Consider the following 23,825-nt stretch of genomic DNA (forward strand, 5'->3'; position numbering starts at 1 on the left):
GTGACGTGGCGCCGACCCCATATTCGGGAACACCATGGCCCAGGGAACATCACTGACCCGCCCCGGGAGCTCGTGATTGATAAAATTGCCAAGGCGCCCTGCCCCCAGGCCAATTGGTACCAATGGCGCTATAAAGTCCGTGAGTTGGAAAAATCGCAGGTTCTGCTTTCGAGCAAACACCAGAGCTGCAATCAGGACGCCGGTCAAGCCGCCGTGAAAACTCATGCCCCCTTCCCAGATCTTGAGCAGCCAGAGCGGGTTGTCTGCCAGCTTGTCAAAACCGTAGAAGAGCGCGTAACCGACGCGGCCACCGAGAATGACCCCCATCGCGCAGTAGAAAATCAATGTTTCAACAGCGTCTGCGTTCAAGCCGAGTCGATGAGCCCGACGACGCCCCAGCCACCAGGCCGCAAGAAAACCGACAAGGTACATCAGGCCGTACCAATGAATTTTTAGCGGGCCCAGTGCAATGGCTACCGGGTCTATTTGAGGATACTGGAGCATAAGCTTTCCTGATTTCGTGATTGAAAGTGCGTTAGGGTTTTAATCAGTAACACGTTCCGCTCCATTGGCTGTCTCCTCCAATCGTTGCCTGGCAACAGCAATACCGTTGCGCATGGCCTGTGCGGACTCGTTGTCGCCGAAGCCAGCCAATGCCCGGCGCCAGTAATTGATCGCCTGTTCATAGCGGCCGTCGTCAAAGGCCTCGACCCCCAGTATGCCCAGCACCGTTGGCTCACGTGGATCCTTGTCGAGTATTTCGTCGATCAGCGCCTGCACTTCAGTGGTCAGGCTGCGCCCGGCCACAAAGAATTTGATCTGGGCCAGTTGGGCCAGTAGGTCAACTCTGCGGCCTTCCAGTTCGATCAGTCGTTCCAGGGCGCCAATCGCCTGCCCCGGTTGACCGATCTTCTGGTAAAGCGGAAACAGCAACGACCAGACCTTGGGATTATCCGGTTGAGTCCCGGCCTCCTCTTCGAGCCGGCCAACCAGGGTTTTCATTGAGGCGCCGGGCGTATTGAGCGCATTCTGTTGGGCGGCATACAGGGCCAGATCGCCATCGGCACCCTGCCATCGATAGCCGATGATGCTGGCACCTATTACTGCCGTTATCACCAACGGAATCATCAAACGTCCTGACACGGGGCGCCTGAGAGGCATTCGGCGGCGGGCCTCGGTGTCCTCCAGCAGATTGCGGTCCAGCTCGTGACGGCTTTCTTCAAAACGGGCGACGTCAATCTCGCCGCGATCGCGGGCTCTTTCCAGTGCTGAAAGCCGGCGCTCATAGACGGCCAGGTTTTGCGCCTCTGCATGATCATCGGCCTCAAACCGCTGCTGCCAGTCATGGATCGCCCTTGCTCTCCGCAACGGTAGACTCAGGAACCACAGCGCAAGAAGCAGCAGTGTACCAATACTTAACCAGAGCATAGTCATTCCGATCCCTCACGGTGACGATGAATCAGGGAGGACAGGCGGGTACGTTCCTCCTCGGAGAGCGGCCGCACTCGCCGGTGTCTGCGTGCCCGGACAAACGCAATCACAATCATGGCGCCCCCTGCCACCAGCGCTGCCGGCAACGCCCAAAGCAACCACGTGCGCCCGTCAAGGCGCGGGTTGTAAAGAACGAACTCGCCAAAACGATTAGCCATGAAATCAAGAATTTCCTTATCCGCACGCCCATCACGAAGCATCATTGCTACCCGCTCCCGCATGTCCGCCGCCACCGGCGAATCGGAACTGTCGATGGCTTGAGCATCACATTTAGGGCACCGCAACGACGCCGTAAGGTCGCGATAACGCTCCGCCATCACCGGATCCTCGAAATGACGCGCATCGATTGCCGTGTCCGCCACCGACTGGAACGAAGCCAGCAAAAACACGATGACCACACAGCAACGGCTCTTTCGGTTTAGCGCCATTTCTCTACCTCCGCCATGACTTCATCCACCTGAGCTGGCGTTATGTACCCGACGTGCTTATATCGAACGATACCGTTTGCGTCGACCAGGAAGGTTTCGGGCACGCCATACACGCCGAGCTCGAAACCCAGGTCACCGGCAGGATCAAAGATGTTGACCTCGAAAGGTTTTCCAAACTCTTCAAGAAACTGTCGCCCCAGGTCACGTGTGTCTTTGTAGTTGATGCCCACCATCTGAATGCCGCGTTCGGAGAGCGCCAGTAGCTGGGGCATTTCCTCCTTGCAGGTCGGGCACCAGGACGCCCAGACATTGACCAGAGACATCTGCCCGCGAAGCAGGGATTCATCCACCTCGGTGTCAGGGTCCTCTAGCGTCGGAAGCGTGAACGCGGGAAACGCCTGGCCTATCAGGGCCGACTCGCGAGCACTGGGGTCCAGCGAAAGCCCCCGGTACAAAAAGAAGGCCAGGCCAAGGAACACCACAAAAGGAAGCATCAGCAACAGGCGGCGCATCATGCGCGAACCTCGCGCGCCGGCCTCATCGATTCCCGGTCAGCTGCAGCGGCACGGCGGCGACGATAGCGACGATCCGCCACAGCCAGCACGCCCCCGGAGGCCATCAGCAGCGCACCCAGCCAAAGCCAGCGTACAAATGGCTTGACCTGTAGGCGCATTGCCCAGCTGCCGTCGTCCAGTTCCTCCCCCATGGCCACGTAAAGGTCCCGCAACAGGCCGGGGTCGAGTGCGACATCGGTCATCGGCTGCCCACGGGCAATGTACAGGCGCTTCTCCGGGTACAGGGTGGTGACAATCCGGCCTTCACGGGCAACCTCGATGGTCGCCGTATCGGCGAGGAAGTTGGGCCCCCGACGCTCGCCCAGTTCGGTCAGCGTAAAATCGTACCCGCCCAGATCCACCTGCTCACCGATATCAAGCCGCACATTACGCTCCATGGCGTAGTTCGACACCATCACCACGCCCACGATGGTGACGGCCAGGCCCACGTGGCCGACCACCATGCCCCAGTATGAAGGGGTCAACTTACGCAATCCGGCCAGCGCAGAGGACGCATTGCGGACTTTATCAAACAGGTCGCGCACCAACGCCAGTACTACCCACAGGGCCGCCACCATCCCCAGCGCCACGGCGACATTCCACTGGCCGTTGTAAAGAAACGGTATCGATACCGCAATCGCCAGTGCGGCCAGACCCGCCCCCAGTAGTCGCCGGAACAGCTCGCGACCGGGCATCTGCTTCCAGCGTGCGACCGGCCCCAGCCCCATAAAGGCACAAAGCATGACGGTCAGTGGCACGAACAGGCTATTAAAGTAAGGCGCGCCGATACTGATTTTGCCCAGCCCGAGTGCATCCAGGATCAAGGGGTACAGGGTGCCCATCAGGACCGTGATCGTCATGATGACCAGCAAAATATTGTTGATCAGTAACAGTGCATCCCTGGAAAGCCAGCTAAAGCCCGCATTGGCGCTCATTCGCGGCGCCCGTAGCGCAAAGATCAACAGCGAGACGCCGACCGTTATTCCCAGCAACGCCAGAATGAAGAGCCCCCGTGACGGATCATTGGCAAAGGCATGAACCGAGGTCAGTACCCCTGAGCGCACCAGGAAGGTGCCCAGCAACGAGAGTGAGAACGTGAAAATCGCCAGCAGCGCCGTCCAACTCTTGAACGTGCCACGCTTTTCCGTGACCGCCAGTGAATGTATCAGCGCTGTCCCGCTCAGCCAGGGCAGGAGCGATGCATTTTCCACCGGATCCCAGAACCACCAGCCTCCCCAACCCAGTTCATAGTAGGCCCACCAGCTACCCAGAGCGATGCCGAGGGTCAGAAAGGCCCAGGCAATGTTGGTCCACGGCCGAACCCAGCGCGTCCAGGCCGCATCCAGACGCCCCTCAATCAGCGCAGCGATGGCAAAAGCAAAGACCACAGAAAAACCCACATAGCCCATGTAAAGCATCGGCGGATGGATGATCAGGCCAACATCCTGCAACAACGGATTCAGATCGGCACCGTCGGCTGGCATGCCCGGCAACAGGCGATCAAAGGGACTGGACGTAACGACGATGAAAAGCAGGAACCCTGCGCTGACGACACCCAGAACTCCCAGAACCCGTGCCAGCATATCCCGTGGCAACTGGCGGGAAAACAGACTGACGGCAAAGCCCCAGCCACTGAGAATCAGACTCCATAACAGCACCGAGCCTTCATGAGAGCCCCAGACGGCGGTGAACTTGTAGTACCAGGGCAGCATTGAGTTCGAATTACGGGCCACATAATCCACGCTGAAATCATCCAGAAGAAAACTGGCGGTCAGGCTGGCATAAGAAACCAGTAGAAAGGCAAATTGCCCCCATGCCATAGGCTCTGCAAATGCCATCCACAACGGGCGTCGGGTGGCGGCTCCCAGCAAGGGCACGGTCGCCTGAAGCAGCGACAGGCAAAGTGCAATCAATAACGCGAAGAGACCAACTTCAGGAACTGTCAGGGTAAGCATTTCGAGGCCGTGTTCGGTTAAGGGTTCGGCGATGACCGAACCTATCGGTGAGGGGTTCTCAGGTATCGCTTCGTCAGCCAGCCACCCGGCCGGCTGACGAATTCCCTGTTACTTCCGACCAGGTTGGCGGGTAACGCGCAGATACGGTGTCTGCTCATCCCATCCGTCGGGGAAGCGCTCTTTGGCCTCTTCGTTGGAGAGCGACGGAACGATGATCACATCCTCGCCATTCTTCCAGTCCACCGGCGTGGCCACTTTGTGGTTGTCGGTCAGCTGGAGCGAATCAATGACGCGCAGGATCTCGTCCAGATTGCGCCCGGTACTGGGCGGATACGTTAGCATCAGACGGATTTTCTTTGCGGAATCGATAATAAATACCGTTCGAACAGTCACCTTGGGATCGGCTTTCGGATGGATCATTCCGTACAGGTCGGCAACCACCTGATCCTTGTCTGCCAGCAGGGGAAAATTGAGCCCCGTGCCCTGGGTTTTCTCGATATCCTTCGCCCAGTCGTTATGGGAGTCGAGCGGGTCGACGGAGACCCCGATCAGCTTTACACCGCGACTGGCGAACTCGTCCTTACGCTTCGCGAAGGCACCGAGCTCTGTGGTACAGACGGGGGTGTAGTCGGCGGGGTGTGAAAACAGCACGGCCCAGTCGTCTCCCAGCCACTCATGAAACTGAATGTTCCCTTCGGTGGATGCGACGGTGAAATCGGGAGCGGTTTCTCCAAGTTGCAATGTCATCGTTTCATTCTCCTTTGCTTTGGCTGTCGTTCTCGGTTTGTCAGTACAGACGATATCTTTAAAGTCAACTTTAAGGTCAAGGCGTTTGTCAGATGTTTTTTAGCCTGATCCATCGAGCTCGACGTTCGTGCCCGATTTTTCGGGTATAAAACTGACATAGAGGAAAAGCACGGTGCCCAGCACAATGGCGATATCGGCAAGGTTAAAGGCCGGCCAGTGCCAGGATTGCCAATAGACATCAAAGGAATCCACAACATAGCCACGAAATATCCGGTCAATCAGGTTGCCCATGGCACCGCCAAGAATAAGGCTGTACGCGATGGCTTCTCCCCTGCGGCGGCACTGAAGAATCAGCCCGATCAGTACAATCGAGACAACTACCGCGACTGAGATAAGAAAGTACCGCTGCCAACCTCCGCCATCGGCAAACAGGCTGAATGCGGCGCCGGTGTTCCAGACATGCACCCAGTTAAAGAACGGGGTCACCGGAATCGACTCGCCATACGCCATTGACTGCTGGACCGACCATTTTACAACCTGATCAGACGCCGCAATCAGGCCCGAAATCGCCAGCAGGCCATACGGCAAGTGTTTCCTGGCAACGATGGACATTATTTAACCCTTAAGCGCCAGGATGCGCCTGGCACCGTTGAGTACGATAATCCCCGCGATGCTGCCGATGATCAGGTCCGGATAATTGGAGCCAGTCCATGCGACCAGGGCGCCAGCGGTAATGACCCCCAGATTGATGACCACATCGTTGGCTGAGAATATCCAGCTCGCCTTCATGTGGGCACCGCCCTCCCGATGTTTGGATATCAGCAGCAGGCAGGTGGTGTTAGCGATCAATGCGATGAACGCAATCCCCATCATTACCAGCGACTCAGGTTCACTGCCGAAGACAAAGCGCCTCACCACCTCAGCGAGCACGCCCACAGCCAGAATCAGTTGAAGTACGCCCGCAAGATGCGCCGCACGCACCTGCATTTTTACGCTGTGCCCAACCGCATACAGGGCGAGCCCGTAAACGGCCGCGTCGGCGAAATTGTCCAGGGATTCTGCAATCAAACCGGTGGAGTGCGCGATCAGGCCGGCCGTCATTTCCACCACAAACAGGACAGCATTGATACCGAGCAACCAACGCAGGGTGCCGGACTCCTGCTCGGCAGAGATAGCCGTATCCCCGACCGCCTTGATTGACTCAGGGTCGGCAGCGGCCGTTTCCTGAAGCGAAGCGCCCAGCCCGAGGGTCGCCAGCTTCGCGGTGATAGGCTCAGCCTCGCCATCGTGCACAACCTTCAACCGCCGATCAGACAGGTCGAAGGACAGCCCGCGAATGTCTTCAAAACCGTTCAGGGCCAGTCGAATCATCCGTTCCTCCGAAGGACAATCCATCTTCGGTACGGTATACACACTGATCCAGTTGCCGGACGCTTCAGAGGCCTCCGACCCGGCGTTACCCTCGGCGGGTGTTGCGTCGCAGCCACAGGCGTCTTCACAGGATTTACTCATGATACGGCTCCAGTTGGGTATTGTCGGATTATGATTTAAAACTATATAGTCACTATAAGGTCAATAGAACAGATACCATTTGTTGAGGAGACACCCGATGCGCATTGGTCAGTTGGCACGGTCCGTAGGCGTCGATACCCAGACCATCCGTTTCTATGAGCGAGAGGGCTTGTTACCGCCGCCGGAGCGGCAGGACAACGGCTACCGTATTTACACTGAACGGCATGTTGAGCGACTGGCCTTCATCCGGCGCTGCAGAATACTCGAGCTGTCACTCGCTGAAATTCACGAGCTACAGTGCTATCAGGGCACCCCCCATCAGCCTTGCAGGGCCATCAACATCTTGCTTGATGATCACATCGCTCATGTACGGTCTCAGATAACCGATCTGCAGGTACTGGAGAAACAACTTGTGTCGCTGCGAGCAAGTTGTAACGATGATCGGGAAATTGAGGCCTGCGGGGTTCTCGAAGGGCTCAGCGAAGGAAGCATCCAGTAGTAGCTTGAAGCATTACGCACCTGCCTTTTCAATTGCGTAAATCCAGTCAGTCCGGAACCCCTTCAATGGTGCGGGTCATCAAATCCACCATGGCCGGGCTGTCCCATTCCGCGGCACCGACCAGACGGCCAATTTCGCGACCGTCGTGATCAATCAGCAGCGTTGTAGGAACACCTTCTATGCCCAGTGTTGAGGTCGCCAGTGTCGACGGATCAATATACTGGCGAAGATGTTGGATGCCTGTTTTCCGGTAGAATTTCTCAACAACGCTGATGCCTACGTGGTCAACAGACAGCGCGACCACTTCAAATTGCTCGCCGCCCAGTTGAGCCTGAAGTGAGTCCAACGTCGGCATTTCCTCACGGCAAGGCAGGCACCAGGTCGCCCAGATATTGAGCAATATCGCCTTACCCTTAAAGTCAGCCAGTGTCAGCGGCCTGCCGACTTCGTCTTGAAAAGCCAGCTCGGGCAGAGTGCGAGGAGACTCCCAGATCAGGAACCCCTGGGGCCCCACGGACTTCGAAACCTTCCCTGCAGCCATAACTGGAGCGGCTATGGAAATAGCAAGCGCGAAAAGGACTACGGCGATTCTCCGGGCGGCAGATATGCGCTGGTGACTCATTGGACATTACTCCTGATTACAGTGGTCGGTTTGTTGCCCGCATGGTGCCCCACGCGTTACTCACTCTGTAACAGCTCTTCAATTTGCCCGTGCAGTCGGCCCCAGAACCCATCATCGGCTGCCGCGTTGGGGCCTTTGGCAATGGCCGTCAGGTAGGTCACCAGATGCTCAGGCTTGAATTTCAATCCATGGAACCGGGCCCGCATCTGACCTTCCGGGTCAATCACGTGGGTTACCACACCATGGACCTGTACACCCTCACCCGTATCCCTGAACTGAACGCCGTAGGCTTTGGCGAGCTCCGACGTCAACCCGGGCGATTCACCTACGCCCCGGTACAGAAAGTGCCAATTATCGGGGTTCAGGTCGAAATTGTCGCCATACGCGCGCATGTTGTCCCGGGTCCCGGCAATATCCTCGCGATCAGTGGCAATGGTGATGAACACCACCTCTTCACTCAGTCCTTCTTCTTCAACCCCGGTTTGCAACTGCCGTATCAGGTTCATATGCAAAGGGCAGGCGTCGGTACAGCGCGTGTAGAGAAAATTGAGCACAACGGTTTTGCCGTTTAAGTCGGCAAGGGAAAGGGTATTGCCATCAACGCCTGTAAGATCAAATTCAGGGGCCGGCTGATCCACAAACTGGGCATACCGCTCTTTCTCGTTCAACGAGGCCTCCACATCCTCCATGGAATGGGCCATGGCATTGGTGCTGACCAGGGCAATCACGGCAATCAGGAATACTCTGAATAAGCTGTTCACAGTCATTCTCCATTTGAGTTGTTTTCCGAAGGGAGTCCCGGGTTATTGTGGCTTGGTATCGTCCAGATTCAGCGCAACGGGCAGGTCAGCTGGTGCCAGGCAAACGCCCTCGTCACTGCAGGCCTGCACCCGTACTGTCATGTCAAGCTTGCCTGCCTCTTTCAGCGCGGTGGTCTGTTTTTCATCTGGCAGCAGCCGGATGCTCGCACCGTCGTCGTACACCTCCAGGGCGGTGTCACCCAGCACAATGTCACTGACCCGGCCGCGCGGGTACTCCGTCGGAATATCGAGCGACTGGCCGCCAGCCGAGGACTTGGCGACGGTGGGGATCAGAAACTCCATGGAGGCTGGATTCGCATTCACGTGCCAGCCCGGTTCGATGTCCAGTGTCAGAACGATTTCACCGGTCTCCCCTATCAGGGCTTTGCCGCCTTCCGCAAGATTGAGGCGGACCTTATCGGAAGAATCTGCCAACCCCGTGCGGGCAACTGGCGACTGGGGGTCGGAATTGGCTCGTTCGGACTGGGCCGAGCCAGGAGCGTTTCCGGAATTGGTACCGATCAACGTGAACGCCGCGATCGCGATCAGAAAAACCGCTACGCCGGTCAGCAATACTTTGGTTCGGGTTGTCATGGTTTATCTCCAGTAGCTAGCGTTGTGAATTCTCGGTGCGGTTGATCGCCTCGACCAGGCTGTCGGTATCAAAGAGCCCCGTGAAACGGGCGACAGCGGTGCCGTCAGCGTCAAAAATCGCCGCAAAAGGCAAAGCTTGCCCTCCCGTTGCTGTTAACAATGCGTCTTTTTCGGGATCGCTTGCTGTCACGTCCACCTGAATCGGCACCATGCCGGCTCGCTCCACGGCTTCGGCCACAGCGGGCTCTTTATACACGGTGCGCTCCAGGACTTTGCAGTTGATGCACCAGTCCGCAGTGAACTCCAGCAAATACGGTGTGCCACGGGCTTTTGTGTCCGCCAGGAGTTCTGCTGAGTAGGGTTGCCAGACAAGCTCGTCTTCGCCGCTGCCCAACGGAGATGCGAATACCACTGTCACCGCCAAGGCAAGGCCTGTCGCCGTTGCAGTGATCACGCGCACGGCACCGTTCCCCTGAACGAAACGGCGGAGACCCCAGACCAGCACCAGCGCCAGCCAGGCCCACCACAGCCAGGGGTATACCGCTTTGGGCACCAGGCTCGCGCTGAAAAACACGGCGGCGGCCAGCAATATCAGCGCGAGCACTTCACGAATGGCTACGGTCCAGGGGCCCGCCTTGGGCAAACGGCTCAGCCACTCGGGCCTGAGCATCAGTACCGCGTAGGGTAGTGACAGCCCCAGCCCGATACTGCCGAATATCCCCATGATGACCGGTGCCGGCTGGGTAACGGCAAAGGCCAGCACGCCCCCCAGGAAAGGGCCTGCGCAGGGCGCGGCCAGGATCGCACTCAACAGCCCGGATACATAGGCTTCAAAGTAACGCCGGCCATGCGCCGAGGCGGCGAATGTCGGGACGGGGATGGGCAGATCGAGCCAGGTAATCACCGCAAACCCGACCATCAACGCAACCAGGACGGCCACAAATAGCGTCGACTGGAACAACGTGCCCCAGTTCCACTGCAGCAGTGCGGTCAGGCCGCCCAGCGTCAGGAAAAAGGTGAGTGTTCCGGCCGTGAATGCCAGCGCGGCCAGCACCCGATGGGACCTCTGGCCGCCCGCCTCCCGCAGGATGGTCCGGACCTTGATGGGGATCGCGGGCAGCACGCAGGGCGTCAGGTTCAGCAGTAGACCTGCCATAACCGCCATCATGATCTGGCCGGCAATGAGCAAAGAAGGCAACTGATCCATCACTCAGCTATCCCCAGCGCCCTTCCCAGCGCTTCCTGCCCAGGCACGCCGGTCTGGCCTTGCCATTGACCACTCGTGTCTTTGAACAGCAGCCCTGGCGTTCCACTGAAACCCAGTTCGGCCATCCAATTGCTGTGCTGCTCAAGCGCCGCCTTGAGGTTCGCCGGTACGGGCGTGAGCTCGGAAATGCCCTCCCCGCTACCATTGTTACCAAAGTTCTCCTCGAACGCCTGGAGCGCTCCGGCCCGATCCTCTGCATTCATGATTGCGGCGGAGAAGCCCAGGCTGGAGGGCTTGAGAAAACCAACCATGACCCAGTGCAACCTGACTTTCCCCTGCGCTACCCAATCTCGGGTTTGCTGCCAGAATTTGTGACAAAAGATGCAATTGGGATCCGCGAACACATAGATTTCCGGGGCATTCTTTCCGCCCTCGCTGACTAAGTGAGTATCCCGGGAAAGCTTCTCGGCAACGGAGGCATACATTGGCTCTGATATATAGCGTGTCGTGTACTGACGAGTCAGATCGGTGCCGTCGCTCTCCAGAAGCGCACCGGAAAAAGTGTAGTCACCGACACCATAGATGATTCCGGCTTTTCCATCCCCGGTCTTTACAACATAACCGGTCACGCCCCCAACTGGTGTGGAGAAGCGTTCAATTACCGTAAAACCGACTTTTTTCTGAAGCGCCTCGATTCCCGGGTCCATCGTCGGCGACGCAGTTGCCAGGACCGCGAAAAAAACCATAAAAAGTGTTACCGACAGCTTACGGCAGAGCACGGTCATTACCCGCGCCGGATGTTTCAGACAGAAGATCATAAGGGTAGGCTCCCATTGTTGTGAATTCAGCAGGCAGTTAAAAGAAATCGTAAGGATAATGACTAAGTCATCGCAGGATTCTCGGGACCGGGCGAGAAGCACTCGAACCAGGAACCCGCGGCAACTAAAGGTTCAGGAGACTGCGGACAACTTGGGAGGGAATGGTTCAGGCCCCGAGAGCAAACGGCCTGCATGAAAGGAATAGGTGTCAGGCCCAGGGGAAGACGATGACAGGGGCCATTCAGGAATGACCGATTCACCGACATGGGAAGAAATACAGGTCGTACTGCAGCTTGTCTGACCCTGGATACCAGAACAATCTGATGTCTCCGGAATATCGGGCATCATAAAGCAAGCCCCGACTGCGGGTTCCAACGCACCGGGGGCTGTGGCACCTGCCTGTGAAAACAGGAAAGTAGCCGCGATCAATATCGCTGAAAGTCCCAGAAGCCGTTTGGTCATTAATTCATCATCCAGTCAGTATTCAGAACCGCCAGGTGACTTTCACGTGTGGAAAGCAGACTGCACCATAAACCACATTCATCGGAGTGCCAAGGAAACCTGAGCGCTTCACCCTCACCTCTCTGTCTGGGTTCGCCGTCAGGCTTGGACTGGTAATATGCCCATTGGTTCCTCCGGGCTCTACGGCATACACGCGCCTTTGCGCCCCCGACGACGGTCCAATAGCAGTTTCCCGAGAATCGGCAACAGGGTAATACCACTGACCAGAATCAGAAGCACCGTCACCACCCCGGACTCAGAAGCCATGAGCAAGCCACCAAACGCTGTGATCAAATACGCTGTCGGAATAACACCGGCCAGAGTTGCGACCACGAATCGCCAGAACGCGAGTGGTGTCAGGCCCGCTGCATAGCTGACCCCATCGAAGGAGATAAAAGGCACCAGTCTTGAAGTAAAAATGACAAGCATCAATGCGCTCTGGGAGCGCTCCTTACCAAGCCAATTCAATACCGGACGTAGCCGCCTCCAGCGATGGATAACGTCGAATCCCAGGGATCGAGCAATGGCAAAAGCGATCAGTGCGCCGGCCTCAGCACCGATAACCACGATCACTGTTCCCCATAGCGATCCATACACCGCACCGGCAACCATGGCGATCGGGGCGCTGGGGATCGGGCTCAGGACAATGGCCGTGCTCATCAGGCCAATGATACCCGCCGGCCCCCAATACCCCAGTTGGTCAATCCATTCCGACAAGGCCGCCTTGTTGGTCACGGTGGTCAATGCTCCGGTCTCCAGCATGACCCAATAGATCGCAGCCAGTGCAACCAGCAAGAGCAGACCCCCGGCAACTTTTGATTTTGCGTTCGGTCTAACTCCCATGCCTGCCATGGGTACCCGATGAAATTCATGCTTCAGGGTGGTAGTCATAATCTCCTCTGGCGTTCTTACTCGCGCGTCCAGAATCGTCCCTGTTTTTCGAAAACAGGTACTTGCCGAGGGCTGCGACGCCAAGTACCAGGGCGACGATGAGCAAAAGGGATATCAACCCCATTCCCGCCATTCCAAACATGCATGCCTCATTTGTCATCATGTCAATCTCCTGATTCTGTGTGTACCAGGCCTCTTACGAGACGCTGGCCTGTGCGGCTCCGCTTTCGCTGATATTGCTCGTCGCGAAGCCTTCGCTATTGGATTTGAACCGGCCCAGCCGGAGAGAATTGGTCACCACAAATACACTGGAAAGGCTCATAGCACCCGCAGCCAGCATGGGGTTGAGCAGGTAACCGGTAAACGGGAACAGAACACCTGCGGCTACGGGGATCAGTGCCAGATTGTATCCGTAGGCCCAGACAAAATTGCCGAGGATCGTTTTGCGGGTGCGCCGGGAGAGCGCTGCTGCATCCACGATGCCCCGGAGGTCGCCGCGCATCAGAACCACGTCGCCGGCCTCGATGGCAATGTCGGTACCGGTGCCGATGGCGATACCCACATCGGCTTGCGCCAGGGCCGGTGCGTCATTGATACCGTCACCCACAAAAGCAACCCGGGCACCTTCTTCTTGCAGGCGCTTCACTTCGGCCGCTTTCTGGTCCGGCAATACCTCCGCAAGCACCCGTTCGATGCCGGCTTGCCGCGCAATCGCCTCGGCGGTGGCGCGGTTGTCACCGGTAAGCATAGCCACGCTGAGCCCTGATGACTTGAGCGCAGCAATCGCCTCCACCGAACCGTCCTTGAGCGGATCGGCCACGGCAATCAGCGCGGCGAGGCGTCCGTCGACGGCAACATACAGCGGGGATTTGGCTTTTTCAGCAAGTGAAACCGCATCGTCGGCGACGCTGGCCAGGTCGATACCGAGGCGGCGCATATAACGGTCCGCGCCCACATTGACCCGGCGTCCGGCCACCTGTGCCTGAATGCCATAGCCCGGCTCCGCCTGGAATTCACTGGTCGCGGGCAACGTGAGCCCGCGATCCCTTGCACCTTTGACGATGGCTTCCCCGATCGGATGCTCACTTTCGGTCTCCACAGCCGCAACCCAGGCCAGGACCTCATCCTCGCGGCCTTCCACCAGGATGAAATCTGTCAGCTCAGGCTGGCCCCGAGTCAGGGTGCCGGTTTTATCGAGGACGATGGTGTCCATCCGAGACAGTGTCTCCAGGGCCGCCCCTTTGCGGAACAGCACGCCCATTTCGGCGCCCTTACCGGTTCCGACCATAATAGCTGTTGGCGTGGCCAGGCCCATCGCGCAGGGACAAGCAATCAGCAGCACACTGACCGTTGTCACGAAGGCAAAAGACAGTGCCGGGGCAGGCCCGAAGCTGAACCAGGTGATGAACGTCAGAATCGCGAGCACGATCACAATGGGAACGAAAATTCCCGCTATCTTGTCGGCCAGCGCCTGAATCGGGGGTTTATCAGCCTGAGCCGATTCCACCATTCTGATGATCTGTGCCAGAACGGTGTCCGCACCCACCCGGGTAGCCCGGAACGTCAGGGAACCGTTCTTGTTAATGGTTCCACCCACCAGCTCGGCGTCTTTCTGTTTGGCCACGGGAACGGGCTCGCCGCTGATCATGGACTCGTCCACGTAGGATTGGCCTTCTTCCACCACGCCATCAACAGGAACCCGTTCTCCCGGGCGCACCTGGATACGGTCACCAGGTACTACGGCTTCGATGGGCACTTCGACGACGTCCCCGTCCCGAATGACACGGGCGGTCTTCGCCTGCAGTTGCAGAAGTTTTTTGATTGCCTCCGACGTCCGGCCTTTGGCGACGTGCTCGAAGTAGCGTCCCAGCAGAATGAGCGTCACGATCACCGCCGCCGCCTCAAAATAGCTCTGAGCCGTGCCTGCAGGAAAGAAACCCGGAACGAATAATGCCGCCACCGAGTAGAAATACGCGGCACTGGTTCCGATCATGACCAGGCTGTTCATGCCGGGGCTGGCATGACGCAGTTCAACGTAACCGGAGCGGAAAAATCTAGCCCCAGCGTAAAACATTACGGGCGTGGTCAGCAGCCATTCCACGGCCATCCAACCGCGATGGGGCAGGAGGCTTGCATATAGAGCCTCCAGAGCAGGAATTATCTTGCCCATGGCAATCAGAACTACCGGGATAGTCAGAGCTGCAGCGAAGAGCACTTTCCGGCGGAGGTCGATGCCCTCCCTGTCCTGCTCTTCCGTTTCGCTACTGGCGTCCGGCTCCTGAGGCTCATATCCCGCATCGCGGATCGCCTGATGAATTTGCGGCACTGACAGGGTGTCAGACAGGAACTCCACAAACGCTTTCCGGGTAGTCAGATTGACACTGGCCTTGACCATGCCGGGTTGCTTGTTCAATGACTGCTCAATCCGGGATACGCAGGAGCCGCAGCTCATGCCGACGACCGGAATTTCAGCCGACTGTAGCCGTGGCTGGTACCCCGCCTCCTTAATCGAGTCGATTAGCATGGCCGGCGTGGTAGGCTGGTCAAATTCCACGGTGGCTTTTCCGGTCGCCAGATTCACCTGGGCTTCCGCAACGCCGCGCTGACCCATGACCGCCTTTTCAATCCGCCCGACGCACGAAGCGCAAGACATTCCATCAACACGAATCTCTATTCGTTGCATACCCGTTTGGCTCCTCGGCACAGCTAACTCCGTGCCTTTAATCAGTTCATCCGCAGGCAACTGGCAGCGTCACCCTTGCTGGGCTATAGCTTCGACAATCGGGCAGCCGTCCATGGGTCCTTCACCGGAGCATTCCTCCAGGGTTTCCGACAGGACGGCCTCAATGCGGGACAGGCTCTGAATCTGATGCCGGATTTTTTCCAGTTGCTTCTTTGCAATTTGCTTGGCCTCGGCACGGTCGCCATTGGCGTCCTGAAGCATCAGGAGTTCACGAATCTCATCAAGGGTGAAACCCCATTGCTTGGCGTGGATGATGAATTGCAGCCTGGCGATCGCATCCTCGGGGTAACGACGATAATTCGAATGTGTTCGGGCGGGCTCGGGCATGAGATTTTCCCGCTCGTAAAAGCGAATCGCATGGCTGGCCACGCCGCTTTTTTCAGAGAGTTCGCCGATATTGAACGTTTTCATTCCTGCACCTCAAAACGAGTGGTCAATGACTTATCCTAACCATAACCTTAAAGTAAACTTTAAGGTCAAGGTATTTTTCATGCATTGTCAGATCGGGGGCGATGCACCAAACTGGGCCAAGGCCCCGCTTTAAATCAAGTGGGGCAAAAAGACGGAGACACTGTAATGAAGGTTTTTGAAAGGCTGGTTACGCTGATGATAGGACTTTTCCTGCCCCTTTTCGCATTCGCTGATGGGCCCGGGCGCATGGGAGAAGGCATGATGGGTGGCAACATGATGCAGGGCATGGGCGGTATGGGGCTATTCATGATGATGATAATGATTCTTCTGGTTGTGCTATTGATACTGGCGATTCTGGCACTGATCAAATACCTGAGGAACAAGTGATGAGCAGGGAAAAAAGTGTCCATAGGCGCACGGTCCTTCGGGCTGCGGCGGGCACCGGCGTCCTTCTCACGTTGTCGCCGGGACTTCTGCTTACCGGGTGTGATGGAGGGGTAAAAGCGGTTGAATCGGAAACGCTCGGCCTTGATTCCGATGAATACGATGTTGAACTGAATCTTCACGCCATGCCCGATTCGGTGCCCATTCTTCCGGGCGCCCCCAGTGAAGTGTGGCGCTATAGGGCGGAATTGCTGAAAGGCCCGCAAAACACAGTCACCGAAAACCCGGACAGTTACCTCGGCCCAACGATCCGGCTGCGCCACGGCCAGACCGTCAAAATCCATATTCACAATGAGCTGCCAGAGGACACCACCGTCCACTGGCACGGGCTTCATGTGCCTTCCGACGTAGACGGACAACCAAGACTTCCGATCCGCCCAGGCGAGACAATGACTGTAGGCTTTGAGGTACTGGACCGGGCCGGACTGTTCTGGTACCACTCCCATGCCCATGGCAAGCAGGGCGGTCGCGTGGGATTTCAGAGTTACGCGGGCCTGGCCGGGCTCCTGATCGTTGAAGATGAAGAGGAAGCGGGCCTCAAATTGCCGTCGGGCGATAACGAGCTGTTACTGGTGCTTCAGGACCGCACCTTTGCTGGTAACAATGAACTGGTTTACATGGGCGGTGGCAGGGGGTCCATGATGGATCGTATGCACGGTTTTCTGGGGGACAGAGTGCTGGCTAACGGGGCGCCTCCAACCACCCGTAAGGTTGCCACCCGCCCATACAGAATTCGGGTTCTCAATGGCTCTAACGCTCGCATCTACAAACTGGCCTGGAGCGACGGGCGACCTGTCACCGTTATCGGTGCAGACGGCGGCCTTCTTCAGGAACCGGAAGACAGGCCTTACGCCGTGCTGGCTCCGGCTCAGCGGCTTGATATCTGGGTCGACCTTTCCGAGTCCCAGCCGGGTGATACGCTGGAGCTTATCAGTGACCGTTTCCAGGCAGGCATGATGGGCGGAATGGGAATGATGGGCAGCAACGCCCTGCCCCTCGGCAGCCGATTTCCCCTGGCCAGGCTGGAGGTGTCCAAGTCAGTAGAGGCCAGCGAACCTTTACCGGCACAGCTAGGTGTGCAGCGGCAAAAAATACCGGTAAACCGCAATACGCGAATCCGGTCGTTCGAGTTAAGCCCGGTGATGATGCGGGGATTTGCCATAAATGGCCGGCGGTTTGACGGAACGAATGTCGCGGATGACGAAAAAGTCCGCCTTGGTGACACGGAAATCTGGGAATTCCACAACAGCACACCGATGCCTCACCCGATGCATATTCATGGCTTGCAGTTCAACGTTGTAGGGCGACGAGGCGGCAACTCGGACAGTCTACAGCAGGGCCTTGTAGACAGTGGCTGGCACGACACGGTTCTGGTCATGCCCCGTGAAACGGTTCAGGTGGCGATGAAATTCGAGCGCTTTGACGGCCTTTACATCTACCACTGTCATAACATGGAACATGAAGATGCAGGAATGATGCGCTATTTTCAGGTGCAAGGCTAAACGCCACGACATCCCTCTTAGCGCACACTCATTGTCAGAATGCTTTCGTCGAGCGTGAAGCATCCGAGACCCTGGGCTGAGGAGCCACCGACTGGGCATCACCAGCCTCGCCCGCCTGTTCAACTGCGGTCACCGAGCCTTTCTTGTCCTTGGATTTGTTCATGCACAACCCCAGGCCACACATGATCAGACATGGCAGGAGGAAGATCAATATAGGCGCGACCCCGAGCAGCACAAGCGTATCCCAGCCAAAAATCAGTCCGGCGGAGACCCCAATAGCACCAAACAACCACCAACGGCGTGGCCCCGTCAGCAATCCCATGAGCCCTCGTGAGCCGGTATCCGGGTTCGTCTTGCCCTTTTCGTCACAGTTCGATTTGTTACAGCAACTCATTATATATTCACCTTTCCAAAAATCGTTCTCAGTTTCTCACGTTCACCGTTGGAGCGGAGAACAGCCTTGCAACCAGCGACGTCAAGAAAATAACCTTGAAGCAAGGTTTAAGGTCAAGCATTTTATAAAGAAACCAGATCGGACCTGCCACGCGGCTCTGATTTTCCAGAAAGTGATGGCATCGAAATAAAAAACTGCTAGCATCTGGTGAACTAGGTGACGAAGGTTTTGTCACAGCGGTGAAGATCGACAGGTTGGTGCCCGATATCAAGATGACCAGAACCAAACGCCAAATTTTCTCGTTGTTGCTATCACTCATAATGGTGGTAAGCACTCCGGCGTTGGCCGTCTTTGAAATGGCCGACGGTCAGATGGATGCGTCCATGATGAACTGCGGTTCCATGATGGCCGATGTGACCGGAACCAACGGATCTGCTTCTGATGACGTGGCCAGTTGTTTCACAGGTTCAGATATGGCCTGTGCGGCCGCCAGCGGGCTGAACAGCTGTGGCGTCAGTATCGGTCTTTTGCCAACAGGCCTTAGCGGCCTGATCGATACCGGCTCCCAGCCGGTATTCAGTGCCCGTGAGGGCAGCTACCAATCCCCTTACCTGGCCTTTATCACCCCCCCTCCAGAACCCCGCTCCTGAGTCTTAACCCGAATTTTTGCCCATTGCGGCAATGTCATTAATGTTAATTCTTACAAGTAAGCCTCGTGTTCACACCTATTCGTCACGAGTCTTTAACTGGAGCAAATCAAATGCGCAATTCAAATATCAAGCTTTCGATTACAGCCGCCATTTTCGCCGGCAGTGTCGCGTTCTTCTCTGTTTTCGCCCACGCCGAAGGTAAAGTTGACAGCATAATGAACTCTGATTCCGGCGACAGCGGAATGATGTCCTCGAAAGATATGAAGGGAATGGATGGCATGAAGGGAATGAAGGGCATGGAAGGCATGGAAGGCATGGAAGGCATGATGTCCAACATGTCTGAAGAAGAACGCAAAGCCATGAAAAACATGAAAAAGGCCTGTATGAAGATGATGCAGAGCCATGGCGGCGATCACATGGACCGTGGCGAGAAGGATAAGGACGCTTAAGCCAACCAACACCCATTGCCCGGGGCAGCCAAGGCGACCCCGGGCCTTGCGCTGCCTGCTACCGAATCAAACCGAGGATTTACCATGAAGATGAAAAAATCCGCCCTGTATACGGGTGTCGCCGCCATCGTTCTCGTTGCCGGCGCAACCACGCTGGCAATGCAGGCCAATGAGTCTGCCGAGCCGTCAGCCGCAGTCGCGTCCACTGCAGAGGCTGGCACAGACATCACCATCTACAAGAGCCCCAATTGCAGTTGCTGTCAGTCCTGGGCTGAGCATCTTGCGACCAATGGCTTTGACACCAACATTGTTGAAACCGACAACCTTAGTGAGGTCAAACAAAAGTATGGGGTGCCCCGTGAAATGGCGTCCTGCCACACCGCGTTGATCGGTGATGTGGTGATCGAAGGGCATGTACCGGCGGATGATATTGTCGCCTACCTTGAAAAACCACAGTTCAATACCGTAGGACTTTCTGTGCCCGGGATGGTCCAGGGCAGTCCCGGCATGGAAACTGGCCGCAAGCAGGACTACAAGGTCATAGCCTTCAGTGCCAACGGACAGCAGAGTGTGTTCCGCGAATATACGGATTACTGAGGTCAGCGCCATGAATGCGTTCATTTATCGCCTGAAGTCCGCGCTCTCGTGTTTTGTCCTGGTCGCTCTGGCGGCTGTCATACCGGCACTGGCTCAAGCCCAGCCTGAGCTTGATGGCCAGCCAGTGAAGGCATTGACGAGTAGCTCATCAGGTGCTCTTCTCGTACTGCGGGATAGCGGCCTGTTCGCCATTGATGGCCACACTGCCACCGAGATTCCCCTGCCGCCATCTGATTCGGGTGCTCAGCCCACGTCTCTGGCAAAGGGAGCGGACGGCACCACCTACCTCGCCGGTCCGGGCCTGGGCGTATGGCGTTACAACAGCGGCAATGAAAGCTGGCAATCCCTCAACAACACATTGCCAGATCTCGAAGTTACTGCCATTGCGGCTCACGCCACCCAGCCGGAAACTGTTTACGCCTACCTTGGCGAGAAGGGTATGTTCCGGTCCAGGGACGGCGGCGCCGAATGGGCCAAAGTCGATGCGGGTCCGCAAGAGCCGGTGCAGGCATTCCTGCACTCGGACATGCCCGGCAGCATGGAGAGTGGCTGGCTTTTCGCCGGCACGACGCGCGGCGTTGCCCGCTCCATGGACTGTTTCTGCTTCTGGGGCGATGCGGGAGATCTGCGAGGTACCGTGTCTGCCATCAGCTATGATCCCGCCGCTCCGGAAAACGTCTATGCAGTCGTCGAGGGACAACTCCATCACAGTACTGATGGCGGCGAAACCTGGGCAAGCGTCAAGACACCCGGAACCGTGACGGCGCTGACTTTCTCACCAGCTCATGGTTTCGTAACAGCCGTTGAGGGCGGCAACCTGCTTGCCCTTGGCGACGACGGCGAATGGACGCCGGTGTATGAATAAGTGGATCGGCTTGCTGATTCTGTTCGTTGTGCCGACCGTTGCGATTGCTTCCGGCCAACCGGCGAGTACCGACCCTGCGCCCGCGAATGTGGCGCAGGGTCAACAAATTTATCAACAATACTGCGCCGCCTGCCATGGGCAGCAGGCTGAGGGTGCTGCCAACTGGAACAAACCGGATGAGAAAGGTGAAATGCCGCCACCGCCTCACGATGAAACCGGCCATACCTGGCGCCACAGCGACGCCATGCTGTTCAAGATGATCGCGAAGGGCTGGCGGCACCCCTTCAACAAAACCGATCGGCTGACCATGCCAGCGTTCGAAGACGCTCTCACTGAACAGGAAATTCAGTCAGTCATTGAATACCTGAAAACGCTCTGGACCGATGAACAAAGAACGTACCAGGCGACAGAGAGCCAATAGCAGGAAAACTGGCCTCCATGCGTTAACAAGAGGCTCCTTCGTTCTGCACCATTTTGAACTTGCTTCAGGATAGACAGAGTGTTTTCCAGGCGTCATACGTGCTCAGGAAAACCTGCCCCGTGAGTTCCTCACAGAAATGAGTCCGCCGCAGACCGTCCATCACAGGGCCTTTCACCTCACACATGTGCAGGCGTATATCCATAGCCTTGAGCCGGCCATTTATTGCCTCCAGGCTCTCAAGTGCTGAAGCGTCAATGGCATTTACCGCCTGACAAGCCAGAACCAGATTCTTCATCTTCGGTTGTTGAGAAGTCAGCGCCATGACGGTCTCTTCCAGATAGCGTGCGTTGGCGAAATAAAGACTTTCATCAACTCGCAGGACAACGGATTTCTCATCCGTTTCAACCGTGTGGCGCTCTACGTTTCTGAAATGCTCGGTACCCGGCACCCGGCCAACAATTGCACTGTGCGGACGACTGGTGCGATACAGATAAATCCCTATCGATAGACCCACACCGACCAGGATTCCGGCTTCGACGCCCTGAATCAGCGTAAGCACAATGGTTGCCAGCATCGCGGCGAAGTCCGCTTTTGAGTAATGAAAGGTGCGGCCAATGGCTTTTACGTCAATCAGAGTGCTCACTGCGATCATGATTGTGGCGGCCAGTGTCGCCTTTGGAAGAAAGGCGAGTATGCCGGTGAGTGAGAGCGTGGCAAGTGCAATCCCGACTGCGGTAAACATACCCGCAAGTGGCGTCCGGGCTCCGGCTTCAAAATTCACAACAGAGCGCGAAAAACCACCTGAGACCGGAGAGCCCCCGCTTACGCCTGAACCTATGTTCGCCAACCCCATCGCTATTAATTCAGAATTGGGGTCAATCCTCTGGCGCCTTTTAGCTGCAAGGGTCTGGGCAACGGACACTGATTCTACAAATCCAACCAGGCTGATCAGAACGGCTGCGGGGGCCAGAGTTGCCCATATGCTGGGGTCCATTGAAGGTAAACGGATCTCCGGAAGTCCGCTCGGAACTTGCCCCACCAGATTGACTCCTGCACCCCCCAAATGAAAATGCCAGGCCGCCGCTGTTGTTACAATAACCGCTGACACGGGGGCGGCCTTCGCAAGGATATCTGCTCCTCGGGGCGCCAGACCGAGCCCGATGAGTGCATTTTTCAGATATTGGCGACACAGAAACAGGTACAGGAGAGTGCCGGCTCCAATAGCAAACGTGATCAGATTGGAGGAGCCAAACTCGCTGATCAGGTTTGCCCCCATTTCGATCAGATTGTGACCACCCCCCTGTATACCGAGAATATGGCCAAGCTGACTACCCGCAATAAGAATTCCGGACGCAGTGACAAACCCGGAGATCACGGGGTGACTCAGAAAATTTGCGATAAAACCAAGTCGCAAGACGCCCATGGCGAACAGAATCAGCCCGGACAGCGTAGCCAGTATAAGAGCGGCACCAACGTATTCGGGCGATCCTGTAACAGCAACGCCTCCTAACGCAGAGGCTGTCATCAGTGACGCCACTGCGACAGGACCAACAGCCAGCGTCGCACTGGTGCCGAATAAAGCGTAGACCACCAGCGGGATCATACTTGCATACAACCCAACTTCGGGCGGAAGCCCTGCCAACAGGGCGTAGGCCAGGGCCTGAGGAACAAGCATGAGTGTGACGATAACCGCCGCAAGGCCATCGCTTAGCAATGTATCTCCACGATAACCTTTCAGCCAGTCAACAATTGGCAAATATGCCGCAATTCGCTTCACCGTCAACCTTCCACGGCCGTCAGAGTTTTCGCTCTAGTGGTCTCTCCAACCATTTGCGCCCTTCCAGACCTTTGTTTAAAACCGGTTGATCGGAATTTTCAGGTACACCTGCCCGTTATCCTCGGAGGGGGGCAGTTGCCCCGCCCTCATGTTGACCTGAACGGCCGGTAGTATCAGTCGGGGCATTCCGAGCTTGGCGTCACGCTCTGAGCGAAAAGCAACAAACTGGTCTTCACTGATACCTTTACCCACATGGATGTTGCTGGAACGCTGTTCGGCGATGGTCGTCTCATGAATAAACTCATCGCGCCCCGCCGCTTTGTAGTCATGGCAAAGGAAAACGCGGGTTTCTCCGGGAAGCGCCAGGACTTTCTGAATGGAGTGGTAAAGGGTATGGGCGTCGCCCCCTGGAAAATCGCAACGGGCGGTCCCGGCATCCGGCGCAAAGAGTGTGTCGCCGACGAAGGCTGCATCTCCGATGACGTACGTCAGGCAAGCCGGAGTATGTCCCGGCGTGTGAAGAACGCTCGCCTCAAGATTTCCGATCATGAACGTGTCGCCCTCCTTGAACAGACGGTCGAACTGGCTGCCATCCCGAGCGAAATCTGTTCCGGCATTGAAAGCTTTGCCAAACACCTCCTGAACGACAGCGATCTTTTCACCAATGCCTGTTTTTCCGCCGAGACGCTCATGGAGGTAGGGTGCAGCAGAGAGGTGGTCAGCGTGCACGTGGGTTTCCAAAACCCATTCCACACTCAGGTCATTGCTTTGAACGTACTCAATAATCTTGTCAGCGGAACGGACATCGGTCCGGCCCGCGGCATAGTCGAAATCCAGCACAGAATCGATGATCGCGCAGACCGAGCTATCAGGATCCTGAACGATGTAGCTGAATGTGTTTGTAGGCTCGTCAAAGAAATGCGTGACTAGCGGATGTTGCATGGCGTCACCCT

28 protein-coding genes are annotated in these 23,825 nt (G+C 56.9%); 8 read left to right on the plus strand and 20 right to left on the minus strand.

Annotated elements, in window-relative coordinates; translation table 11 throughout:
- The 8 genes from lgt to AXW11_RS14700 form a co-directional block, all read right to left on the minus strand.
- Nucleotides 1–504: prolipoprotein diacylglyceryl transferase (lgt, locus tag AXW11_RS14665; protein WP_286792424.1), on the minus strand; the 504-nt coding region annotated here is incomplete at its 3' end.
- Between the two features lie 39 nt (nt 505–543).
- The gene (gene ccmI / locus AXW11_RS14670; protein WP_228301244.1) at nt 544–1,428 is read right to left on the minus strand and encodes a c-type cytochrome biogenesis protein CcmI; all 885 of its coding nucleotides are present in this window, start codon (nt 1,426–1,428) and stop codon (nt 544–546) included.
- 2 nt (nt 1,429–1,430) lie between these two features.
- A complete protein-coding gene (locus AXW11_RS14675; protein ID WP_041334546.1) occupies nt 1,431–1,919 on the minus strand; it encodes a cytochrome c-type biogenesis protein in 489 nt (162 codons plus the stop codon).
- Entirely contained in the window at nt 1,910–2,431 is a 522-nt protein-coding gene (locus AXW11_RS14680; RefSeq protein ID WP_371915651.1) for a DsbE family thiol:disulfide interchange protein, read from the minus strand. Before AXW11_RS14680 ends, AXW11_RS14675 begins: the two co-directional genes overlap by 10 nt.
- The gene (locus AXW11_RS14685; RefSeq protein WP_036206926.1) at nt 2,431–4,428 is read right to left on the minus strand and encodes a heme lyase CcmF/NrfE family subunit; all 1,998 of its coding nucleotides are present in this window, start codon (nt 4,426–4,428) and stop codon (nt 2,431–2,433) included. The genes AXW11_RS14680 and AXW11_RS14685 overlap by 1 nt, the downstream gene beginning before the upstream one ends.
- A 108-nt stretch (nt 4,429–4,536) precedes the next feature.
- A complete protein-coding gene (locus AXW11_RS14690) occupies nt 4,537–5,175 on the minus strand; it encodes a peroxiredoxin (protein WP_036206316.1) in 639 nt (212 codons plus the stop codon).
- 99 nt (nt 5,176–5,274) lie between these two features.
- Nucleotides 5,275–5,787, minus strand: a complete 513-nt coding sequence (gene lspA / locus AXW11_RS14695; protein ID WP_041334543.1) for a signal peptidase II — start codon at nt 5,785–5,787, stop codon at nt 5,275–5,277.
- Between the two features lie 3 nt (nt 5,788–5,790).
- Nucleotides 5,791–6,687 (minus strand): cation efflux transmembrane domain-containing protein, encoded by an 897-nt coding sequence (locus AXW11_RS14700; RefSeq protein ID WP_091642395.1) that lies wholly within the window; start codon nt 6,685–6,687, stop codon nt 5,791–5,793.
- A 97-nt stretch (nt 6,688–6,784) separates the two neighbouring features.
- Between AXW11_RS14700 and cadR the strand changes: the two genes are divergently transcribed.
- Nucleotides 6,785–7,186 (plus strand): Cd(II)/Pb(II)-responsive transcriptional regulator, encoded by a 402-nt coding sequence (gene cadR, locus AXW11_RS14705; protein WP_091642398.1) that lies wholly within the window; start codon nt 6,785–6,787, stop codon nt 7,184–7,186.
- Nucleotides 7,187–7,232: 46 nt separating this feature from the next.
- Here cadR and AXW11_RS14710 read toward each other — a convergent pair whose 3' ends face one another.
- The 9 genes from AXW11_RS14710 to AXW11_RS14750 all read right to left on the minus strand — a co-directional run bounded on the left by AXW11_RS14710 (nt 7,233) and on the right by AXW11_RS14750 (nt 15,773).
- Nucleotides 7,233–7,808, minus strand: coding sequence for a TlpA family protein disulfide reductase (locus tag AXW11_RS14710; RefSeq protein ID WP_091642401.1), 576 nt, complete (start codon nt 7,806–7,808; stop codon nt 7,233–7,235).
- Nucleotides 7,809–7,864: 56 nt separating this feature from the next.
- Nucleotides 7,865–8,569 carry an SCO family protein gene (locus AXW11_RS14715; protein WP_052479500.1) on the minus strand — a complete coding sequence of 235 codons (705 nt, stop codon included), beginning with the start codon at nt 8,567–8,569 and terminating at the stop codon, nt 7,865–7,867.
- 42 nt (nt 8,570–8,611) lie between these two features.
- Entirely contained in the window at nt 8,612–9,202 is a 591-nt protein-coding gene (locus AXW11_RS14720; RefSeq protein WP_091642404.1) for a protein-disulfide reductase DsbD domain-containing protein, read from the minus strand.
- A 16-nt stretch (nt 9,203–9,218) separates the two neighbouring features.
- Nucleotides 9,219–10,409 (minus strand): protein-disulfide reductase DsbD family protein, encoded by a 1,191-nt coding sequence (locus tag AXW11_RS14725; protein ID WP_041334537.1) that lies wholly within the window; start codon nt 10,407–10,409, stop codon nt 9,219–9,221.
- Nucleotides 10,409–11,329 (minus strand): thiol:disulfide interchange protein DsbG, encoded by a 921-nt coding sequence (gene dsbG / locus AXW11_RS14730; protein WP_258955195.1) that lies wholly within the window; start codon nt 11,327–11,329, stop codon nt 10,409–10,411. Before dsbG ends, AXW11_RS14725 begins: the two co-directional genes overlap by 1 nt.
- Nucleotides 11,330–11,869: 540 nt before the next feature.
- A complete protein-coding gene (locus AXW11_RS14735) occupies nt 11,870–12,619 on the minus strand; it encodes a TVP38/TMEM64 family protein (RefSeq protein WP_052479499.1) in 750 nt (249 codons plus the stop codon).
- Nucleotides 12,597–12,782: an SHOCT domain-containing protein gene (locus tag AXW11_RS14740; RefSeq protein ID WP_041334534.1), complete on the minus strand. Its 186-nt coding sequence runs from the start codon at nt 12,780–12,782 to the stop codon at nt 12,597–12,599. Before AXW11_RS14740 ends, AXW11_RS14735 begins: the two co-directional genes overlap by 23 nt.
- A gap of 33 nt (nt 12,783–12,815) precedes the next feature.
- Nucleotides 12,816–15,302: a heavy metal translocating P-type ATPase gene (locus AXW11_RS14745; protein ID WP_091642410.1), complete on the minus strand. Its 2,487-nt coding sequence runs from the start codon at nt 15,300–15,302 to the stop codon at nt 12,816–12,818.
- A gap of 69 nt (nt 15,303–15,371) precedes the next feature.
- A complete protein-coding gene (locus AXW11_RS14750) occupies nt 15,372–15,773 on the minus strand; it encodes a MerR family transcriptional regulator (RefSeq protein ID WP_041334531.1) in 402 nt (133 codons plus the stop codon).
- 165 nt (nt 15,774–15,938) lie between these two features.
- On the opposite strand from AXW11_RS14750, the gene AXW11_RS14755 reads away from it, so the two are divergent.
- On the plus strand, nt 15,939–16,160 hold the full coding sequence (locus tag AXW11_RS14755; protein ID WP_036206272.1) for a hypothetical protein: 222 nt from the start codon (nt 15,939–15,941) through the stop codon (nt 16,158–16,160).
- Nucleotides 16,160–17,719: a multicopper oxidase family protein gene (locus AXW11_RS14760; RefSeq protein WP_041334528.1), complete on the plus strand. Its 1,560-nt coding sequence runs from the start codon at nt 16,160–16,162 to the stop codon at nt 17,717–17,719. Before AXW11_RS14755 ends, AXW11_RS14760 begins: the two co-directional genes overlap by 1 nt.
- Nucleotides 17,720–17,753: 34 nt before the next feature.
- Here AXW11_RS14760 and AXW11_RS14765 read toward each other — a convergent pair whose 3' ends face one another.
- Nucleotides 17,754–18,113 carry a hypothetical protein gene (locus AXW11_RS14765; protein ID WP_177190616.1) on the minus strand — a complete coding sequence of 120 codons (360 nt, stop codon included), beginning with the start codon at nt 18,111–18,113 and terminating at the stop codon, nt 17,754–17,756.
- Between the two features lie 272 nt (nt 18,114–18,385).
- Here AXW11_RS14765 and AXW11_RS14770 point away from each other — a divergent pair, with 272 nt between their 5' ends.
- From AXW11_RS14770 to AXW11_RS14790, 5 genes are all read left to right on the plus strand, one after another.
- Complete coding sequence (locus AXW11_RS14770; RefSeq protein WP_177190617.1) at nt 18,386–18,763, plus strand: hypothetical protein; 378 nt, start codon at nt 18,386–18,388, stop codon at nt 18,761–18,763.
- 65 nt (nt 18,764–18,828) lie between these two features.
- The gene (locus AXW11_RS14775; RefSeq protein ID WP_258955196.1) at nt 18,829–19,212 is read left to right on the plus strand and encodes a hypothetical protein; all 384 of its coding nucleotides are present in this window, start codon (nt 18,829–18,831) and stop codon (nt 19,210–19,212) included.
- Between the two features lie 84 nt (nt 19,213–19,296).
- Nucleotides 19,297–19,809: a DUF411 domain-containing protein gene (locus AXW11_RS14780; protein ID WP_041334522.1), complete on the plus strand. Its 513-nt coding sequence runs from the start codon at nt 19,297–19,299 to the stop codon at nt 19,807–19,809.
- Nucleotides 19,810–19,819: 10 nt separating this feature from the next.
- Nucleotides 19,820–20,674 (plus strand): WD40/YVTN/BNR-like repeat-containing protein, encoded by an 855-nt coding sequence (locus AXW11_RS14785; protein ID WP_036206261.1) that lies wholly within the window; start codon nt 19,820–19,822, stop codon nt 20,672–20,674.
- Complete coding sequence (locus AXW11_RS14790) at nt 20,667–21,095, plus strand: c-type cytochrome (RefSeq protein ID WP_036206258.1); 429 nt, start codon at nt 20,667–20,669, stop codon at nt 21,093–21,095. The genes AXW11_RS14785 and AXW11_RS14790 overlap by 8 nt, the downstream gene beginning before the upstream one ends.
- 64 nt (nt 21,096–21,159) lie before the next feature.
- On the opposite strand, the gene AXW11_RS14795 is transcribed toward AXW11_RS14790, so the two are convergent.
- Nucleotides 21,160–22,872 (minus strand): SulP family inorganic anion transporter, encoded by a 1,713-nt coding sequence (locus tag AXW11_RS14795; protein WP_374700692.1) that lies wholly within the window; start codon nt 22,870–22,872, stop codon nt 21,160–21,162.
- Nucleotides 22,873–22,947: 75 nt separating this feature from the next.
- Nucleotides 22,948–23,814, minus strand: coding sequence for an MBL fold metallo-hydrolase (locus AXW11_RS14800; RefSeq protein WP_041334518.1), 867 nt, complete (start codon nt 23,812–23,814; stop codon nt 22,948–22,950).
- Nucleotides 23,815–23,825: the final 11 nt, after the last annotated feature.

Source organism: Marinobacter sp. Hex_13, from assembly GCF_001566815.1.
GTDB lineage: Bacteria > Pseudomonadota > Gammaproteobacteria > Pseudomonadales > Oleiphilaceae > Marinobacter > Marinobacter salarius.

Coding starts and splice junctions, on each gene's coding strand:
- ccmI (WP_228301244.1), bottom strand. CDS start 1,428: ATGCTCTGGTTAAGTATTGGTACACTGCTGCTTCTTGCGCTGTGGTTC.
- AXW11_RS14675 (WP_041334546.1), bottom strand. CDS start 1,919: ATGGCGCTAAACCGAAAGAGCCGTTGCTGTGTGGTCATCGTGTTTTTG.
- AXW11_RS14680 (WP_371915651.1), bottom strand. CDS start 2,431: ATGCGCCGCCTGTTGCTGATGCTTCCTTTTGTGGTGTTCCTTGGCCTG.
- AXW11_RS14685 (WP_036206926.1), bottom strand. CDS start 4,428: ATGCTTACCCTGACAGTTCCTGAAGTTGGTCTCTTCGCGTTATTGATT.
- AXW11_RS14690 (WP_036206316.1), bottom strand. CDS start 5,175: ATGACATTGCAACTTGGAGAAACCGCTCCCGATTTCACCGTCGCATCC.
- lspA (WP_041334543.1), bottom strand. CDS start 5,787: ATGTCCATCGTTGCCAGGAAACACTTGCCGTATGGCCTGCTGGCGATT.
- AXW11_RS14700 (WP_091642395.1), bottom strand. CDS start 6,687: ATGAGTAAATCCTGTGAAGACGCCTGTGGCTGCGACGCAACACCCGCC.
- cadR (WP_091642398.1), top strand. CDS start 6,785: ATGCGCATTGGTCAGTTGGCACGGTCCGTAGGCGTCGATACCCAGACC.
- AXW11_RS14710 (WP_091642401.1), bottom strand. CDS start 7,808: ATGAGTCACCAGCGCATATCTGCCGCCCGGAGAATCGCCGTAGTCCTT.
- AXW11_RS14720 (WP_091642404.1), bottom strand. CDS start 9,202: ATGACAACCCGAACCAAAGTATTGCTGACCGGCGTAGCGGTTTTTCTG.
- AXW11_RS14725 (WP_041334537.1), bottom strand. CDS start 10,409: ATGGATCAGTTGCCTTCTTTGCTCATTGCCGGCCAGATCATGATGGCG.
- AXW11_RS14735 (WP_052479499.1), bottom strand. CDS start 12,619: ATGACTACCACCCTGAAGCATGAATTTCATCGGGTACCCATGGCAGGC.
- AXW11_RS14740 (WP_041334534.1), bottom strand. CDS start 12,782: ATGATGACAAATGAGGCATGCATGTTTGGAATGGCGGGAATGGGGTTG.
- AXW11_RS14745 (WP_091642410.1), bottom strand. CDS start 15,302: ATGCAACGAATAGAGATTCGTGTTGATGGAATGTCTTGCGCTTCGTGC.
- AXW11_RS14750 (WP_041334531.1), bottom strand. CDS start 15,773: ATGAAAACGTTCAATATCGGCGAACTCTCTGAAAAAAGCGGCGTGGCC.
- AXW11_RS14755 (WP_036206272.1), top strand. CDS start 15,939: ATGAAGGTTTTTGAAAGGCTGGTTACGCTGATGATAGGACTTTTCCTG.
- AXW11_RS14760 (WP_041334528.1), top strand. CDS start 16,160: ATGAGCAGGGAAAAAAGTGTCCATAGGCGCACGGTCCTTCGGGCTGCG.
- AXW11_RS14765 (WP_177190616.1), bottom strand. CDS start 18,113: ATGAGTTGCTGTAACAAATCGAACTGTGACGAAAAGGGCAAGACGAAC.
- AXW11_RS14770 (WP_177190617.1), top strand. CDS start 18,386: ATGACCAGAACCAAACGCCAAATTTTCTCGTTGTTGCTATCACTCATA.
- AXW11_RS14780 (WP_041334522.1), top strand. CDS start 19,297: ATGAAGATGAAAAAATCCGCCCTGTATACGGGTGTCGCCGCCATCGTT.
- AXW11_RS14785 (WP_036206261.1), top strand. CDS start 19,820: ATGAATGCGTTCATTTATCGCCTGAAGTCCGCGCTCTCGTGTTTTGTC.
- AXW11_RS14790 (WP_036206258.1), top strand. CDS start 20,667: ATGAATAAGTGGATCGGCTTGCTGATTCTGTTCGTTGTGCCGACCGTT.
- AXW11_RS14800 (WP_041334518.1), bottom strand. CDS start 23,814: ATGCAACATCCGCTAGTCACGCATTTCTTTGACGAGCCTACAAACACA.